The 17,275-nt window shown below is 65.0% G+C and carries 18 protein-coding genes; 11 read left to right on the top strand and 7 right to left on the bottom strand.

From position 1 onward, the window contains the following. The first annotated feature begins 2 nt into the window (after positions 1-2). The 10 genes from H7A76_RS25050 to H7A76_RS25005 all read left to right on the top strand — a co-directional run bounded on the left by H7A76_RS25050 (position 3) and on the right by H7A76_RS25005 (position 11,758). On the top strand, positions 3-1,997 hold the full coding sequence (locus tag H7A76_RS25050) for a GumC family protein (protein ID WP_185700989.1): 1,995 nt from the start codon (positions 3-5) through the stop codon (positions 1,995-1,997). Continuing rightward, the gene (locus tag H7A76_RS25045; RefSeq protein WP_185700988.1) at positions 1,997-3,193 is read left to right on the top strand and encodes a glycosyltransferase; all 1,197 of its coding nucleotides are present in this window, start codon (positions 1,997-1,999) and stop codon (positions 3,191-3,193) included. Before H7A76_RS25050 ends, H7A76_RS25045 begins: the two co-directional genes overlap by 1 nt. Next, a complete protein-coding gene (locus tag H7A76_RS25040; RefSeq protein WP_409519207.1) occupies positions 3,177-4,478 on the top strand; it encodes a cellulase family glycosylhydrolase in 1,302 nt (433 codons plus the stop codon). Before H7A76_RS25045 ends, H7A76_RS25040 begins: the two co-directional genes overlap by 17 nt. A 2-nt stretch (positions 4,479-4,480) precedes the next feature. Further along, entirely contained in the window at positions 4,481-5,698 is a 1,218-nt protein-coding gene (locus H7A76_RS25035) for a glycosyltransferase family 4 protein (protein ID WP_185700986.1), read from the top strand. Further along, positions 5,689-6,789 (top strand): glycosyltransferase family 4 protein, encoded by a 1,101-nt coding sequence (locus H7A76_RS25030; protein ID WP_185700985.1) that lies wholly within the window; start codon positions 5,689-5,691, stop codon positions 6,787-6,789. The genes H7A76_RS25035 and H7A76_RS25030 overlap by 10 nt, the downstream gene beginning before the upstream one ends. Beyond that, on the top strand, positions 6,789-8,207 hold the full coding sequence (locus H7A76_RS25025; protein ID WP_185700984.1) for an O-antigen ligase family protein: 1,419 nt from the start codon (positions 6,789-6,791) through the stop codon (positions 8,205-8,207). The genes H7A76_RS25030 and H7A76_RS25025 overlap by 1 nt, the downstream gene beginning before the upstream one ends. After that, positions 8,204-9,025, top strand: a complete 822-nt coding sequence (locus tag H7A76_RS25020; RefSeq protein ID WP_185700983.1) for an acyltransferase — start codon at positions 8,204-8,206, stop codon at positions 9,023-9,025. The genes H7A76_RS25025 and H7A76_RS25020 overlap by 4 nt, the downstream gene beginning before the upstream one ends. 10 nt (positions 9,026-9,035) lie before the next feature. Next, positions 9,036-10,451 (top strand): lipid II flippase MurJ, encoded by a 1,416-nt coding sequence (locus H7A76_RS25015; protein ID WP_185700982.1) that lies wholly within the window; start codon positions 9,036-9,038, stop codon positions 10,449-10,451. 13 nt (positions 10,452-10,464) lie between these two features. After that, complete coding sequence (locus tag H7A76_RS25010) at positions 10,465-11,415, top strand: glycosyltransferase family 2 protein (protein ID WP_185700981.1); 951 nt, start codon at positions 10,465-10,467, stop codon at positions 11,413-11,415. Between the two features lie 103 nt (positions 11,416-11,518). Then, complete coding sequence (locus H7A76_RS25005) at positions 11,519-11,758, top strand: hypothetical protein (protein ID WP_185700980.1); 240 nt, start codon at positions 11,519-11,521, stop codon at positions 11,756-11,758. Positions 11,759-11,799: 41 nt separating this feature from the next. On the opposite strand, the gene glp is transcribed toward H7A76_RS25005, so the two are convergent. Next, entirely contained in the window at positions 11,800-12,987 is a 1,188-nt protein-coding gene (gene glp / locus H7A76_RS25000) for a gephyrin-like molybdotransferase Glp (RefSeq protein WP_185701042.1), read from the bottom strand. Between the two features lie 22 nt (positions 12,988-13,009). Beyond that, complete coding sequence (gene moaB, locus H7A76_RS24995) at positions 13,010-13,549, bottom strand: molybdenum cofactor biosynthesis protein B (RefSeq protein ID WP_053133087.1); 540 nt, start codon at positions 13,547-13,549, stop codon at positions 13,010-13,012. Between the two features lie 246 nt (positions 13,550-13,795). On the opposite strand from moaB, the gene H7A76_RS24990 reads away from it, so the two are divergent. Continuing rightward, positions 13,796-14,017: a YgdI/YgdR family lipoprotein gene (locus H7A76_RS24990; RefSeq protein WP_022640016.1), complete on the top strand. Its 222-nt coding sequence runs from the start codon at positions 13,796-13,798 to the stop codon at positions 14,015-14,017. A gap of 72 nt (positions 14,018-14,089) precedes the next feature. Here H7A76_RS24990 and H7A76_RS24985 read toward each other — a convergent pair whose 3' ends face one another. The 5 genes from H7A76_RS24985 to H7A76_RS24965 all read right to left on the bottom strand — a co-directional run bounded on the left by H7A76_RS24985 (position 14,090) and on the right by H7A76_RS24965 (position 17,250). Next, entirely contained in the window at positions 14,090-14,980 is an 891-nt protein-coding gene (locus H7A76_RS24985) for a pseudouridine synthase (protein WP_185700979.1), read from the bottom strand. Positions 14,981-15,058: 78 nt separating this feature from the next. Next, positions 15,059-15,379 (bottom strand): transcriptional regulator, encoded by a 321-nt coding sequence (locus H7A76_RS24980; RefSeq protein WP_185700978.1) that lies wholly within the window; start codon positions 15,377-15,379, stop codon positions 15,059-15,061. Between the two features lie 40 nt (positions 15,380-15,419). After that, the gene (locus H7A76_RS24975; RefSeq protein ID WP_185700977.1) at positions 15,420-15,857 is read right to left on the bottom strand and encodes a S24 family peptidase; all 438 of its coding nucleotides are present in this window, start codon (positions 15,855-15,857) and stop codon (positions 15,420-15,422) included. A gap of 111 nt (positions 15,858-15,968) precedes the next feature. After that, complete coding sequence (locus H7A76_RS24970) at positions 15,969-16,205, bottom strand: glutaredoxin family protein (protein ID WP_185700976.1); 237 nt, start codon at positions 16,203-16,205, stop codon at positions 15,969-15,971. Positions 16,206-16,278: 73 nt separating this feature from the next. Beyond that, complete coding sequence (locus tag H7A76_RS24965) at positions 16,279-17,250, bottom strand: acyltransferase family protein (protein WP_185700975.1); 972 nt, start codon at positions 17,248-17,250, stop codon at positions 16,279-16,281. Positions 17,251-17,275: the final 25 nt, after the last annotated feature.

The following is a 17,275-nucleotide window of genomic DNA, read 5'->3' as shown; positions in this document are numbered from 1 at the left end:
ACATGATCAATATCCGTTCCTTTCGCGATTTGCTGCGGCTGTTCTTCATCTTCAAGCGCGAGGTCAAGATCACCGTCCTGGTGACGTTCATCATCATCGTGCTGGGCGCCTTCCTGCTGCCCAACCGCTTCGAGTCCACCGCCCTGCTGCTGGTCAAGCCAGGCCGCGATACCAGCACCCTGCCCATCGAGATTTCCGACCGCCAGGCGGTGGTGATCCCCAGCGCCCAGCGTGATCCGATCCTCGACGAGGAACGCATCCTCACCGGCGCGCCCATCGCCCGCAAGGTGGCGCAGCAGTACCTCGACGACCTGTCGCGCCAGCCCCAGCCCGGCGGCGTACTGGGCACCATCAAGAACGCCCTCAAGGGCGCCGTCGAAGGTATCGCCGACCTGTTTCGCGGGCTGCTGCAACTGGTGGGCCTGGTGGAGAAGCAAACCCCGGTCGAACGCCTGACCGAGCGCATGCTGAAGAACTTCAGCGTGACCCACGCCGCCGGCTCTTCGGTGATGGAAGTGAGCTTCATCTGGAACGATCCGCAAGTGGCGCAGACCGTGGTCAAGAGCTGGATCGAGCAGTACCAGCAGGAACGCGCGCAGACCCTGGGGCGCAAGAGCCTGTACGCCTTCTATGAAACCGAGAGCACCAGCACCAACCAGCGCATCCTCGGCTACAAGAAACAGATCGCCGACTACCTCAACCAGCTGGGCGCGGTGAGCATCGAAGAGCGCCTGAACGACATCTCGCGCAACCTCAACAACTTGCGCGGCGAGCATCTCAATACCACCCGTGCGGTGGCCTCCACCAAGAGCGGCCTGGACACCATCCAGCAGCAGCTCAACAGCATGAAGAAAGAAATCAGCATCGGGCGCCAGATGAGCCTCAACCCCGACCGCCAAGACCTGCAACAGCGGATCAACGCCAAGCAGATCGAGCGCCAGGAGATGCTCCGTACTTTCAAGGAAGGCGCCCCGCCGGTCCGGGCCATGGATGCGGCGATCGCCAACCTGCAGGCCCTGCTACGGGCGGAAAACGCCACGGTCCAGCGCAGCGAGAACCTGGCGCCGAACCCGGTCTACACCCGCCTGCAGAACAGCTTCGCCGACCAGCAAGCCAGCCTCAGCCGCCTGAAAACCCAGGCCGCCCAACAGGAAAGCCAGCTGCTCAAGCTGGAACAGGACCGGCGCCATGCCCTGGACCTGGAACCTGAGCTGGCCCGTTTGCAGCGCGAGCTCAGCGCCGCCGAGAAAAGCTTCGCCCTGTACAGCGACAGCACCGAGAAGGCGCGGATCGACCGCGAGCTGGACCAGAGCCAGATCAGCAACATCGCGGTCATCGAGGACGCCACCTTCCAGCCCAGCCGGATCTTCCCCAAGAGCCTGACCATGCTGCTGGCCGCCATCCCCCTGAGCCTGGCGGTGGGCCTGCTGGCCCTGTACTTCTTCTACCTGCTGGACCAGCGCATCCACGACGCCGACCAGTTGGAGGAACGTTTCGGCGTCAAGGTCTGGAGCAGCCTGCAGGACCTGGATAGCCACCTGCCGCAGCGCAACAGCGCCTTCACCGCCAGCCTGTACCGGTTGTATGGCGTGCTGCCGTTGAAACAGGTGGCCGAGCGAGGGCTGGTGATCGGCCTGACTTCGGCCCGCCATGGCGAAGGGGTGAGCTTCGTGACCGGCCACCTGCGCGACCTGTTGCAAGAGCGTGGGCATAGCGTGCGAGTCAATGGCGCCTCCACTGCGCAACCCGGTGAAATCGTACTGCTGGAGGCCTCGGGCTTCTTCTCCAACCAGGAGGCCTTCGTCAGCCTGCGCGAAGCCGACCTGATCGCCTTGATCATCGAGGCCGAGACCACCACCGTGCCAATCCTGCAAAACGCCCTGGCGATCCTCAACACCGCCTTCAAGCGGGTCGATGGCATCATCCTCAACCGCCGGCGCTTCGGTATTCCGGAAAGCGTGCTCAGTTTCATGGCGCGGATCAGGAGCCCACACTGATGCACATCGCCGTGCTGGCCCCCATGCCTCCCGAGCAGAACGGCATCGCCGACTACGCCGCGCATTTGCGCACGGCCCTGCACGAGCGAGGGATACGGATCAGCACCCCGCTACAAGGCCTGGGCAACGACCCGCAGCGTGCCATCGAGCGCGTGGCCCAGGCCGACTGGCAGGATATCGACCTGGTGCACGCCGAGCTCGGCGGCGGCCGATTGGCCGAGTTCCATGCCTTGAGGGCCTTGCGCCAACGCTTCCCCAGCCTGCCCCTGAGCGCCACCGTGCATGACCCCGAGCGCCTGGTCTGGCGCCGGGCCGCCCTGCCCTGGCCGTTGTCGCTGGCCGCTCGATTGCCCTCGCCGCTGCCACAGCTGGCTACGGTGCTGGCCGACCCGATCTGCCTGTACGAGGAAAAACAGCTGGCCCGCCGCCTGAACCGGCTGATCACCCTGACCCGTGCCGGCGGCGAGTGCCTGCGCCAGCGCATGGGCCTGCGGGCCGAGCAGATGGTGGTGATCCCCCATGGCAACCTGGCGATCCCCGCCCGGCCGCTGCCGCCGCTGATGCCACTTAGGTTGCTGTACTTCGGTTTCATCTATCGCGGCAAGGGCATCGAAGACCTGCTGGATGCCCTGGCCATGGTCTTCGCCCAGCAACCGGAGCTGCGCCAGCGCCTGCGCTTGACCCTGGCCGGAGGCAGCGAACCGGAAATGGCCTTCGGCACTGCCGGCAGCTACCTGGACCAGCTACGCCAGCATATCCAGCGCCTGAACCTGCAGGACAGCATCGACTGGCAGCTGGACCTGCCGGCCGGTGATATCCCCCGAGTCATCCAGGACCACCATGTGATGGTCCTGCCGTACCGCGAATCGAGCAAGCTCAGGGTCCTGGGGCAGTTGCGCGGCACCAGCGGAGCGCTGTCCTGGGCCGTGGCCTGCGGTCGCGGGGCCATCACCTCCGATGCTCGTTCGTTCGCCGAAGAAGTCGCCCAGGGCAATGGCGTGATCTTTCCCCAGGGCAATGTCGCGGCCCTGGCCGCCGAGATCAGCCACCTGTGCGCCAGCCCGGAGCTGGTGGAACGCTGGGCCGAGCACGCGGCGATGATCGGCGCGCGCCGGGCCTGGAGCCAAACTGCCGAACGCTTCGCCCGAGTGTTCGCCGATGCCTGCGCAGGAGCTGCCCATGTCCATGCCACGTAGATCAGGCCTGCTGCTCGTGCTGCTGGCCACCCTGGCCTGCACGGCCCTGGCCGACAACACCCTGCGCGGACCACGACCGGTGACCTGGAAGGACTTCCTCGGGGTCAACGCGCAATTCCAGTATTTTGCCCCCAGCCTGTACCAGAAGCAGATGGACCGGCTCGACGCCCTGGGCCTGAACTGGGTCCGCCTGTCCATCCACTGGGCGATGATCGAACCCGTGGAAAATCAGCTGCAGCTCGACACCCTGGATGGCGCGATGAACGCCATGAAGGATCGCCACTACAAGATCCTCGCCTACATGGTCGGTTCGGCGCCCTTCGCCGCCAACGTCCCAGCCGGAGCCCCGCCCTCCGACCAGTACCCGCCCAAGGATTTCAACGTCTTCGCCCAGCGCATGAAGATGCTCGCCCAGCGCTATCCCCAGGTGAACACCTGGCAGGTCTGGAACGAGCCGAACATCGTCTGGCTGCCCAAGGAAGATCCCAGCGCCTACGACCAGTTGCTCGGCACCACCAGCAATGCCATCCGTACAGCCCTGCCGGACAAACCGGTGGCCACCGCCGGCATGGCCTACTACAGCCAGATGCGCAGCACTCCCGGGCTGATGCTCGAGGACCTGCTGGTCCAGGGCCTGGGCAATGACAACCTGATCGCCGCCTACCATCCCTACTCCGAATACCCCGAGGGCGATGACCCGGCGGCCAAGGATTTCCTGGCCCGGGGCAACTTCCTCAACAGCGCCCTGCACGGCAAGGGCGTGCAACAGGTCTGGGCCACCGAATGGGGCTGGTCGAGCTATACCACCGGCATCCCCGAGATGCAGGCGATGATCGGCCCCAGCGGCCAGGCCGACTACACCCTGCGGCGCCTGGCCCTGATGGCGGCCATGGACTACCAGCGGATCTTCCTGTTCAACCTGAGCGACCTGGACTCCCGGGCCACCAACCGCGACCAGGCCTATGGCCTGGTGGACCTGGCCGGCGACCCCAAGCCGGTCTACACCGCCCTCAAGTATTTCCTCGAGACCACCGGGCCCAGCCTGGTCCCGGCCGATCCGCCGCCCCTGGCCAATGCCCCGGGCGATCTCTACAGCATCGCCTGGACCCGCCCCGATGGCTCCCATGTGTGGATGTTCTGGAGCGCCAGCGGCTCCAGCCTGCAGGTTCCTGGGCTGACCAACGCCACGTTGCATGATCCTCTGGCCGGTACCCGCAGCGACTTGAGCGGGGCCCAGGGCATCAACGTACCGCTGAAAACCAGCCTGCAACTCCTGGTGTGGTGAACATGAAGATTCTCTGGACCCTGCCCTACCTGCCCTGGCCCGCCACCAGCGGCGGCAAGACCCGGCAATACCATCTGCTGCGGGCCCTGGCCGCCCGTGGGCACCGCATTACATTGCTGGTGCAATCCAAGACGCCTTTGGATGAAGCCTCGCGCGCCGCCCTGGAACCCTGGCTGGATCGCCTGATCGTGCTGCCGCGCCGGCCCCTGCGCAGCCTCGAGACCCTGCTGGCGGTGCTGTTCGCGCCGTACCCGATGCTGGCCACGATCAACGGTCTGGCCGAGCCCCTGCAACAGCGTTTCCGGCAATTGCTGGATGAGCCCTGGGACGTGGTGCAGATCGAGCACAGCTACAGTTTCCAACCCTTCGAGCAGCCACTGCGCGAGCGCGAACAAGCTTTCATCCTCACCGAACACAATGTCGAGTCGGCGCTCGGAGCCGCCAGCTACGACCGCCTGCCAGCCTGGTCCAAGCCCTTCACTCTGTATGACCAGTGGCGCTACCGGCGCTGGGAAACCCGGGTGTTCCGACAGGCAGCCAGGGTCGTCGCCGTGACCGAGCAGGATGCGCTGACCCTGGCCCGCCTCAGCGGCAAGCCGGCGCCAGTGGTGGTCAACGGCGTGGACTGCGGACACTACGCCTCGGTGCAGCCGGACTTTTCCAGCCAGCGCCTGTTGTTCATCGGCAACTACGAATACAGCCCCAACCTGGATGCCGTGCAATGGGCCCTGGACGATATCCTGCCGCGGCTGTGGGCCGTCAACCCGGACGTCCGCTTCGCCATCTGCGGTTATGCGCTGCCGGACAGCTTCCGCCAGCGCTGGACCGACCCGCGCATCGAGTGGCAGGGCTTCGTTCCGGACCTGCGCGACCTGCAACGACGCTCGGCGCTGTTCTTCGCCCCGCTGCGCCAGGGTGGCGGCTCCAAGCTCAAGGTCCTCGAGGCCATGGCCGCCGGCTTGCCGGTGGTCACCACGGCCCAGGGCTGCTCGGGCCTGCAGGTGGAAAACGGCGAGCACTACCTGGGCAGCGAAGATTCCGCGTTCCTGGCGCAGATCCTCGCCCAGGCATTGGCCGATCCCGAGCGCTTGCGCCGCATCGGCACTGCCGGACGGGCCTACGTCCTGGCCAGGCATGACTGGAGCGCCGCTGCCGCCCAGCTCGAAGCGGTCTATCACCAACTCCCCTCTGTCAAGGAACAAGTATCCGTATGCGCATAGGCCTGGATTACCGCCCCGCCGCGGGTTACAGCAATACCGGGATCGGCCGGCAGAACCTGGCGCTGGAGCAAGCCCTGCGCGCCAACCCGCAGGTCAGCCTGCAGTTGTTCGGCGTGGCCCCGGAAGATCATCCGCTACGTCGCCGGGTGCACTGCCCGCGCTGGGGAGCGGCGCTGCAAGGCATCCACCGGCTGCCCGGGCGGCTGCGCTTCGAAGGCGGCTTTCTACCGGGCGCCCTGCGCGAGGCGGGGGTCGAGGTCTACATCTGCAACTTCAACATGGGCCTGCCGCTGGGCAAGAAACCCCAGGGATTGCGCTATGTGCTGCAACTGCACGACCTGTTCCAGCTGACCCTGAGCAACAGCCATGGCTCGCGCCTCAAGGAGCGCTTCTACCGCCAGAGCGACAAGCTCTCCATCGGCTATTCGGTGAAGCAGGCCGACCGCATCTGGACGCCCTCGCAGTACACCGCCGATGAGTTGGTCAAGCTGTTCCCCGCCGCCCGGGACAAGGTCCGGGTCCTGCCCAACCTGGTGGCCGGCTTCAGCGGCGAGCCGGCCGACATCAGCGACCTGCAACTGCCCGAGCGCTACTGGCTGGTAGTGGGCACTCGCGAACCACGCAAGAACATCCCCTGGTTCGTCTCCGCCTGGCAGGCCGCACGCCAGCAGTCGGCCAGCGTCCCGGAGCTGCTGCTGATCGGCGCCCCCGAGCATCTGCCCAGCGAACTGCGGGCCCTGCACGGCCTGCATTTCCTCAGCGACCTCAGCGACAGCCAACTGCACGCCGTCTACCGCCAGGCCCTGCGCCTGTGGCAGCCCTCCTATGCCGAGGGGTTCGGCTTGCCGGTGATCGAGGCGCTGAGCGTCGGCACCCCGGTGGCAGTGGCCTCGGGCTCGGCCCTGGATGAAATCACCCCGGCCGGCAGCCCGCGCTTCTCGCCAACCGACGGCGCCGCGCTGGGCCAGTTGATGGTGCAGTTGGCCGATTCTCCCAAGGAAGATCCAGCGGCGCTCCAGGCCTGGGCCGCCGGCTATGCCGAAGGCGCTTATCGCCAGCGCCTGGATGAACTGCTCGAGGAGCTCAAGTAATGCCCATCGCCCTGCCGCTGGCGCTGATCTTCAGCCTGGTTTTCGGCGTGCTGATCTGGCTGCTGCCGCCCTTGAAGGTGCTGGTGCTGATCGTCGCCATCGCCGCGGCCGTGACCGTGGTCCGCCAGCCTTTGCGCGGGCTGCTGCTGTTCGCCGTGCTGGCCACCTTCCTGCCCTATTCGACGGTGCAGATCGGCCTGCGTACCACGGTCTCCGAGGCGCTGCTGCTGTTGGTCTGGGTCAGCGTCCTGACCCAGAACCTGTTCTCCAACCTGCCGCGCCCGCCCCGGCTGCTGCGTACCGAGAAGCTGTTGCTGGCGCTGATGGCCTTCAGCGCCCTGCCCTTCCTCATCGGCCAGTTGACGGTCGACGCCGTGGGCAACGGGCCGGTGAACTGGGTGCGCTGGCTGCTCAACCTGTCGGCACTGTTCCTGGTGCCGCGCCTCTTGCAGGAGCAACGGGCCCGGGAGCAACTGGTCTGCGGGCTGTTGCTGGGGACATCGATGCTCCTGCTGCTGTCGATCAGCGTATTCCTCAAGAGCGGCACCGCCACCGCCATGACCCCGATCCTGGAACGGCTCGGCTACGGCGGCATCGCCGTGCTGGGCGACAGCCTCAGCGCCCTGGCCAACCGCATGGGCTCGCCCTGGATGCACCCCAACGTCACCGGCGGCGCCATGGCGCTGGTCCTGCCGCTGGCCTTCTGCTTCGGCCTGACCCGTAGCGGCTGGGAACGCCGCCTGGGACTGGGCGTGGCCTTGCTGGGCGCGGTCGGCCTGTTGCTCTCAGGCTCGCGTGGCGCCCTGCTGAGCCTGTTGGTGGTACTGATCTGGATGGCGCGCCAGCGGGTGCCCTACACCGGACGCATGCTCATGGGCGGTTTCGTCCTGGGCGCCCTGCTGATGATGTCCTATCCGCCCCTGCAGGATCGCCTGCTGACCCTGTTCACTTCCAGCGACGCCAGTACCAGCGTGCGGGTCGACGAGTACACGCACTTCCCCGAGGCCATGGCGATGTTCCCCTTCGGCATCGGCTTCAAGGTCGATCCGCCGGTGCCGGGCACTGGCCTGTGGGGGATTTCCAACCTGTGGTTGAACTACATCTATAAGATCGGCGTGCCGGGCATGCTGCTGTTCGTCGCGGTGATCTGGAGCTGGTGGCGGGAAACCCGCGCCCCTGGCCTGCAAACCCGCCTGACCCGGGACAATGCGCTGTGGCTGGGCAGCGGCGCGGGCCTGAGCGCGGCGCTGATCAGCGGCCTGTTCGACCACTATTTCAGCTTCACCCAGGTCTTGGCCGCCCTGTTCTGGCTGCTACTGGGCCTCAACCTGCATGAAGCCAGGCGCCTGCGGCTCAAGGCCCAGGCTGCTACGCCAGGCAATGCTCCAGAATCCCCTAGCTCAGGAAACCATTCATGAAACATCGCCTCTTTCACTCGCAGAACCTGAAACAGGCACTGCCCGAATATGCGCAGAAAATGGGCGTAAGCCTCGAGGAACTGGAAGCGGCCTATCAGTGGATGCTGGAAAACGAGGTGATTTTCGAGCAGCCCCTCAAGGGCAACATCCTCACCTATATCAGCTACCTGAACATCGAATCGAAGATCGAACCGGCCCTGCCCCGGCGCTTCTATGCCCTGCTGGGTCGCGAAGTCAAAGGCGCGCTGATCCCCATGTACGGCATCAACTGGCCGACCCTGCGCGATCGCATGCTGCGCACCTGGGAACAGATGTACAACATCCTGATCTGCAAGATCCCCAGCCACACCCTGCGCCTGCTCTGGTTGCGCATGGGTGGGGCGAAGATCGGCAAGGGCTCCACGGTCTGGCGCAACACCGAGGTACTGGGTATCGACAGCCTGCGCATCGGCCAGGACAGCACCGTGGCCTGGCACTGCCAGCTCGATGCCCGGGGTGGCTTGATCATCGGCGATCACGTGACCATCGCCTCCCATGTATTGATCATCGCCGGCGGCCATGACCTCAAGGAGCCGGAGTTCTGGGCAGTGGGCGGGCCGATCTATATCCATGACTACGCCTGGATCGCCAGCCGCGCGCTGCTGTCCTATGGCGCCGACATCGGCGAGGGCGCGGTAGTCGGTGGCCAATCGGTGGTGTCCAAGCCGATACCGCCCTATGCCATCGTCAGCGGCCCGGATGCGGCGATCAAGGGCGAACGCTGCCGCAACCTCAACTACAAAGTGGGCGGCAAAGGCCTGTTCACTTTGTTCCACTGAAACGCCCGACATGTTCGGCGCAACGCTGTGGCTGACCCTGGCCACCCTGACCGGCCTGGCTGCCGGCTTCGCCCGGGAGTGGTTGCTGGTGGCCGCCTGGGGGGCGGGCGGCCGGAGCGACGGTTTCCTGGTGGCGATGTTCCTGCCCGAGGCCCTGCGCATGGCCCTGGCCGCCGGTCTGCTCAGCGCCGCGGCCCTGCCTTTGTACCAACAACGCTCGACCACGCAGCAACAGGCCTGGCTCGCCGCCCTGGCCCCGCGCCTGTTGCTCTGCGGCCTATTGCTGGGCGGCGTGCTGAGCCTCGGCGCGCCCCTGTGGGTACGCCTGGTGGGCCCAGGCCTTTCCGCTGACGGCTACGCCCTGGCCAGCGGCGGCCTGCACTGGCTGGCCTGGTGTGCGCCTGGATTCATTCTCCACAGCCTGTTCTGCGTACCCTTGCAGGCTCGTTCGCGGTTCGTCCTGGCCGGTCTGGGCTCACTGCTGTTCAACCTGCCGCCAGTGCTCTACCTGGCCAGCTTGCAACATGCCGCCAGCCCCAGCGGTCTGGCGGCCGCTTGCGTCCTGGGCAGTGTATTGATGCCCAGCGTGCTGCTGCCCAGCCTGCTGCGCGAGGGCTGGCGCCCGTGGCGCATCCAGGGCGCGCCCGGGGCCGGCCGCGAATTGCTGCAGCGCATCGGTCCGTTGCTGAGCAGCAACCTGGCCAGCCAGGGCCTGGCGTTGCTGGAACGCATGGCCGCCTCGTTGCTGGGCGAGGGTGCGGTCACCTGGATCAACCTGGCGCGCAAGCTGATCAACCTGCCGCTGATCGCCCTGATGAGCCTCAACCAAGTGCTGCTGGGCCTGATGAGCGGCAGCTCCGGCGAACAACGGCTGGATCTGTTGCGCAAGGGCCTGAGCAGCGCCAGCCTGCTGACCATTCCGGCGGTGGTGGGGCTGATCGGCGCCGCGGCAGCGCTGGTGCATCTGCTGTTGCCTTCCCAGGCGGCGGACAGCCCCTTGCCGAACCTGCTGGCCTGGTTCTCGGTGCCACTGATGTTCGGTGCCTGGAACGCCCTGCTGGCGCGTTATGCCTACGCCGCGGGAGATACCCGCATGCCGCTCAACTGCGAACTGGCCGGCAGTCTGCTCAATGCCTTGCTGCTGGCCGCGCTTCCCTACTTCCTGGGGCTGGTGGGCATCGCCCTGGCGGCCATCTGTGGGGTGGTGCTCACCGCCCTGCTGCTGATGCGCCGCCAGCGGTTGCTGGGCCTGCTGCCCTGGCGCAGCCACTGGTCGATCGGCATCGGCGGCATGCTGCTGGCGGCGCTGTTCCTGCATCCGCTGACCTCGATCATCTGGCAACTGGCCCTGAGCAGTGCCTGCGGGTTGCTTTTGCTGCTGGGGCTCGCCGCCTGGTTGCGCCCCTGGCGCCAGAACCTGACCTGAACCGGAGGCATCTATGTCGGTACTGCGCGTGGCCTGTGTAATCCCCACCTACAACGGCTGCCGGGACCTGGCCCGGTTGCTGGATTCCCTGGCCATCCAGAGCGCCGTCTTCGATACCCTGATCGTCGACTCCAGCTCCAGCGACGGCACTTATGAAATGGCCGTGTCGCGCTGCCCCAACGTACTGCGCATCGACAGCCGCGACTTCAATCACGGGGGTACCCGGCAACTGATGGCGGAGCGCAATGCCGAATACGACGTCTATGTGTTCATGACCCAGGACGCCTACCTCGCCGATGCCGAGGGCATCGCCAACATCGTCGCGCCCTTCGCCGATGGGCAAGTGGGAGCCGTGTGCGGGCGCCAGCTGCCGCACCTGGATGCCAGCCCCCTGGCCACCCATGCGCGCCTGTTCAACTACCCACCCACGTCCCAGGTGAAGAGCCTGGCCGACGTGCCGGCGCTGGGCATCAAGACCGCCTTCATGTCCAACTCGTTCTCGGCCTATCGTCGCGAGGCGCTGATGCAGGTGGGCGGTTTTCCCAGCCACGTAATCCTGTCCGAGGACATGTACGTCGGCGCCAAGATGCTCCTGGCCGGCTGGAAGGTCGTCTATGAAGGCACAGCCTGTTGCCGACACTCCCACAACTACAGCCTCAAGGAAGAGTTCCGCCGCTATTTCGACATCGGCGTGTTCCATGCGCGGGAGCCCTGGATCCGCCAGGCCTTCGGCGGCGCCGGCGGCGAGGGATTGCGCTACGTCAAATCCGAACTGGCATTCCTCGGCTTCGGACGACTGCTGCAATGGCCAGGCTCGTTGCTGCGCAATGCACTGAAGCTGTTCGCCTATAAGCTCAGCCAGCAGGAACGCTACCTGCCCCTGGGCTTGAAGAAGCGCCTGGGCATGTACCGCCGTTACTGGGACGGCCCCAACGCTCGCCCACAGCCAGGGCCGCTGCAGTAACTTTTCTGACTTTAGAAAGAGAATTCCCCGAATTGACCCTCCAGCACCGATCAGTGACTGTGGTCGCCAGGCGCTGATGCCTCAAACAGGGAAGTACAAGGTCATGAATGACAAGGGGTTGTATCCACGAGCGCATTCGACGCTCAACCGCATCGAAGACAACGCCTGGCTGGCCACTCCATCAAGCCAGGAATTCCGCGAACCGCGCCCGCCTCAGTCCCGCCTATCGTCATTGCTCAAGCGCCTGGGTCGACTGGCACTGGCCGCAGCCCTGCTGGCGGGTCTGGTGACCTGGGGTCTTCACAGCCGTTTCGGCCTGTTGCTGCTGTTACTGCTGCGTTGAACGTTCCGTAGCCGGCCCAACACCGGGCCGGCTCCGGAGGATCAATCCAGCAGCTCGCTCAGGGGAATGAAAGCGACCTGGTCACCTTCGACCAGGGTCCGCCCTTCGAGCACCTCCACCAGGCCTTCGGCCCACGCCGCGCTACGCAGGACCCCTGAACTCTGGTTGCGATAGATGATCGCTCGGCCATCCTCGAGCCGCCCCCGCAAGTACTCACGCCGATTGCCCGCTTGGGGCCAGGCAAAACCGGCCGCCACCTGGAAACGCAGCGGCTGGACGCTTTGCACACCCTGGCGCCGCAACAGGTAGGGACGAGCCAGCAGGGCGAAGGTCACCAAGGTCGATGCCGGGTTGCCAGGCAGGCCAAGTACCGGCACACCCCGAAAATGCCCGAAGGTCAGGGGCTTGCCCGGCTTGATCGCCAGCTTCCACAAGGCCAGCTCTCCCGCCTCGCGCAGGGCCAGGCCGAGGAAGTCCGCCTCCCCTACCGAGACACCGCCGGTGGACAGGATCAGGTCGACGTCCTTGAGCCCTGCCAAGCGTTCGCGGGTCGCGGCCAGGTCGTCAGGCAGGATCCCGGCGTCCAGCACTTCGCAGCCCAGGCGCTGCAACCAGCTGCACAACAGGACCCGGTTGCTGTTGTAGATCTGCCCGGGTCCCAGGGGTTGGCCCGGTTCCAGCAGTTCGTCGCCGGTGGATAGCACCGCCACGCGCACACGGCGAATCACGTCCAGCTCGGCGCATCCCAGGGAAGCGGCCAGCCCCTGCTCGATAGGTCCCAGGCGAGTGCCCGCGGCGAGGATCTGCTCACCGATGGTGGTTTCCTGGCCCTGGGGACGGATGTTCCGCCCGACTTTCAGCGGCTCGGTGAAACGCACTCGTTGATCGTCCTGGACCTCGGTGTTTTCCTGCATCTCGACACAATCCGCGCCGGCCGGCACCGGGGCCCCGGTGAAGATCCGCGCGCATGTGCCCGGTTGCAGCGGCTCCGGGGCCTGGCCGGCGAAGACCTTCTGGCTGACCGGCAGGGGCTCGCCCTTCCAATCCTCCAGGCGCAGGGCATAACCATCCATGGCGCTGTTGGGCCAGGGCGGCAGGTCCAGGCTGGATACCAGGGGCTCGGCCAGCACCCGCCCCTGGGTCGCCGCCAATGGCAAACGCTCGCGCTCGCGGATCGGCGTCGCCTCGGCCATCGCCAGCAGGCGCTCCAGCGCCTCCTCCACAGGCATCAGGGCACCGAGCTTGCCCGGCTTAGCCACGGGATTCACAGGGTGCCGCCTGTTTCAGGTGAGGAACGAAATTGCAGGGACGGTGCCGCGAGTCCAGCTGTTCGGCAAGGATGCCATCCCAACCGGTGCGCACGGCGTTGGTGGAACCAGGCAGGCAGCAGACCAATGTGCCATTGGCCAGGCCGGCCAGCGCTCGCGACTGCACGGTGGAGGTGCCGATGTCCGCCACGGAGATCTGCCGGAACAGCTCGCCAAAACCATCGACCTGCTTGTCCAGCAAGCACGCCACCGCTTCTGGAGTGCTATCGCGCCCCGTGAAACCGGTACCACCGGTGATCAGCACTACCTGTACCTGGTCATCGGCGATCCAGGTGGCGACCTGGGCACGGATCTTGTACAGGTCGTCCTTGAGCAGGACCCGCGCCGCCAGGTGGTGACCGGCAGTACCCAGGCGCTCGACGAAGAGCTGGCCGGAGGTATCGGTGTCCAGGGTGCGGGTATCGCTGACGGTCAACACCGCGATATTCAGCGGGGCAAAAGGTACATCAGCCTTGGCTTTCATAGGCTCGATCCAGTGATGGGGAAACAGGCCGGTGTTATATCACAGGCCTCCGCTCCGCCGCCGTGCATCCGGCAATGCCTCGAGGGTCGGTTCATTCGGGAACAATCAGGCACAATGAGCGGCGCACATCAGCGAACGCCTGCGATCGTCCCGCCAACGTGGCAGAATGTCCCTGGCCAAGGAACTTGCAGACGTTGTATACGTCTGAAGACCAGCACTCATAAGTACTCATTTCGGAGACATACAATGACTCAACGGACCCTCGCCACTTTCATGCTCGCATTGGGCCTGGCCACTCTCGCCGGTTGCGCATCGCCGACAGTGATCACCCTGAATGATGGTCGCGAAATCCAGGCCGTGGATACCCCCAAGTTCGACAGTGATTCCGGCTTCTACGAGTTCGAACAACTGGACGGCAAGCGGACTCGCATCAACAAGGATCAGGTACGTACCGTCAAGGAGCTGTAAGCCTGGCGACTGCCGACCTGAAAACGCTAAAACCCGCCTGGTGCGGGTTTTAGCGTTTTTGCGGCCCCAATATCACCAATCGAGGCGAATACCACTCTCGAACTCGCGCTCCTGGCCCGTCAGCGGATCGACGAAGCGCAGCCCCTGGGCCAGCAGCTTCAATGGCTTGGCCGGGTCGTCCTCAGCGTCCTTGAGCACCTGGGGATAGAACGGATCATTGCAGATCGGCGCGCCCAGGGCGCTCATGTGCACTCGTAACTGGTGCTTCTTGCCCGTCACCGGATACAGCCCGTAACGCCACAGGTCGCCATGCTTTTCCCGGACATCCACCAGGGTCTCGGTGTTGCTCACCCCTGGGGCCTCTTGCATGCGGAAGAAGGGTTCGCCGTCCACCAGCCGGCTCTTGTGCAAAAGCGGAAAGACCAGATCGGGCAAGGCCCCGGCAATGGCTTCATAACGCTTCTCGATCTGCCGGCTGGGAAACAGCGCCTGGTAGGCCGAGCGACTACCCGGGTTGGCGGAAAACAGCACCAACCCAGCGGTGTGCCGATCGATACGATGCAGGGGCACCAGATGCGGGTTGTCAAAACGACGGATCAACCGCCGCAGCAGGGTCTGCTCGACGTATTCGCCCGCCGGGGTCACCGGCAGGAAATGCGGTTTGTCCGCCACCACCAGGTGCTCATCGGCATACAACACCGTCTCCTGCACCGGGATCACCTTTTCGTTCGGCACCTCGCGAAAATAGTGAATCAGCAAACCTTCACGATAAGCCGCCTCCGCACCGATGGGCTGGCCTTGTCCATCCAGCACCCGCCCCCGGGTAAACCGGTCCAGCCACTGCTCACGACTGATGGCCGTGAAGTGATCGCACAGGCAATCCAGTACGGTCGCCCAAGGACCTGGCGGCAGGTACAAAGTGCTGGCCTGATGCTGTGCCGCAGAAAAACTCACGCAAGACATACAAAAACTCGAGGGATCGTTCCAAGCCGGCATTATCCAACAGCGATCCCCTACAGCCTAGGAAGAGTTTGCCCGCCTTCAGGCACAAGACTGCCTGGCCTGGGCCGCCACCTCGGTGAACTCCTTGAGCCAGCGCAGGACGTCCACCGCTTCCCAGCGAGCCGGATCGTAAAGGGCATACAACAGCCCCTGGTACCCCACGACGTCCAACTGGCGGTGATAACCCGCACGCTGGAACAGGGCCTCTATCTCGGCGAAACAGGTATTGAAGTGCAGCTTGTTGAAGGGGGTCTTGCCCTCGGTGACCAGACCATCCAGGCGCAGCTCATGCACCGCCTCGCGCAGCACGTCGGGAGACATGCTGTTCACGCTGTTTTTCAGTTGTTCGACATTGACCATCATTTATTCCTTTGAAGGTTCGAAGCCTGCGCCACATCCATCAGGGCTGCTTGTGCCCAACGTAGCTGACGACCCAAAGCACCACGCCCCAGATCTCGATCGAGCCCAGGTCGTCCAGGGCAATGGAAGGGATCGACGGACGCGCTGCCTTGAGCAGCAGGCCGCCACGGGGATCGGGAGCCAGCAGGCGCAGCGAGTACTCGCTACAGCCGCGGGGACGCACCACCAGGTATTGGTCCACCCCGGGGGTGGCGGCACGATCGACGATCAGGCGATCCCCGGGGTACATGCCGAACCCCAGGAGATTGTCATCGTCCACCAGCAGGCCGTGGATCTGAGGGGCCCCCAGGCCCAGGGTCCGGTCCAGGGAGAAACCGCTACCGATGGGGCCAGGGGCAGGCTCGCTGCCGCCCAACTCCATCAGACGGGTTGGCAACGGTTGCGAACGTTCGATACCGGTCAGGAAAGTGAGCGACATGGCGAGATTCCTCGTTGACTGTATATGCATACAGTAAACGAATCGATGGATATCGCCAATCAATTCCAGGCAAGGGCGACAGGCGGAAGCTGCACGACGCCCCGGCAGGTTTCAGCGCAGGAACGCTACCACCTGTTCGGCGTCGAACGGCCAGCCCAGCTCGGCGCCGTTGTCCACCCGGCGCAACACCGGGATACGCAGGCCATAGGCCTCGAACAGCTCCTGGCTGTCGGCGATGTCCACCAGCTCGACCATCAGGCCGTGCTCCACCAGCGGCATCAGCTCGGCCTCGGCCAACTCGCACAAATGGCAACCAAGGGTGCCGAACAATTGGCATTCAGGAGGCATGGGGGCGACCATTGAAATGAGGAACGGGCGCTCATTGTAGGCCCTGGATGAAAATAGCGTCGACCCGCCCGCTCTAGAGAATGAAGCGCACCCGGCGGCTGGCCAGGATCAGCAGCGGTGCCACGGCAAAGGCCAGCACCAACACCAGCATCGTCATCAGGTTGCCATAGGCCATGCCCGCCGCAAGCGCGCCATAGACGAACCACGGGTGCACGTAATACACCGCCGAGGACAGCTTGGCCGGGAAATTGCTGTGGCCGGCCCGGAAGTAGGCCTGGGGCAGCAGGAACAACGCCGGGGTGATCACCAGCAGCGAGGCGAGGAAATCGAAGTTCTGCTCGACGTCCGCCCGCAGCGCGAAATTCACCGCGGCCTCGCCCAGGATCAGCACCAAGCCCAGCCCCAGCCAGCCCCACAGCAGCGGCCGGCCGATACGCTGCGCCACTTCATGGCGGGCACAGAGCAAACCGATGGCCATGAACGGGAAGCCCATGAACAGGAAATTGCGTGCCGTGTAGTCGTTCTGGTTGAAGTGCTGGAGAAAGGCGTTGGGCAGCTCGAAATAGACCCGCGCGTATTGCAGGCACAGGCCAATCAGGAACGCCGCCAGGGCCAGGCCGATCAGCGCCGGCGAACGCCAGCGGCGCAACACCCAGAGGATCAGCCCGCCGCCCAGCATTCCCAACAGGTACCAGAGGTGGAAGTAGCCGATCAGCAGCTTCTTCACCACCCCCAGGACCCCGCCGAGGCTGGCGATGGTCGCCGGATCGACGTACTGCGGGCTGTAGACCAGCATCCAGAACAGGTAGATCAGCACCCCACGCTTGAACCACTGGGCGAAGGAATGTCCCCCTTCCAGGGCCTGGTACAGGTAGTAGCCATTGATGATGAAAAAGGTCGGCACCGCCACCCGGAACAGGCCGTTGCACAACAGGTAGCCGACCCAGGTGTAATTGCCCCCCAGCAGCTTGCAGTGCAGCATCACCACCATCACCGCGAGCAGGACCTTGAGGGTGTCGAGATTTCCGTTGAGAACTTTCGGCATCGAATGGCTACCCGAACAGGCAGGA

The sequence above is a fragment of the Pseudomonas sp. MSSRFD41 genome, assembly GCF_014230245.1.
Classification (GTDB): Bacteria; Pseudomonadota; Gammaproteobacteria; order Pseudomonadales; family Pseudomonadaceae; genus Aquipseudomonas; species Aquipseudomonas piscis.
This window is presented reverse-complemented; position numbering and strand designations above follow the sequence as displayed.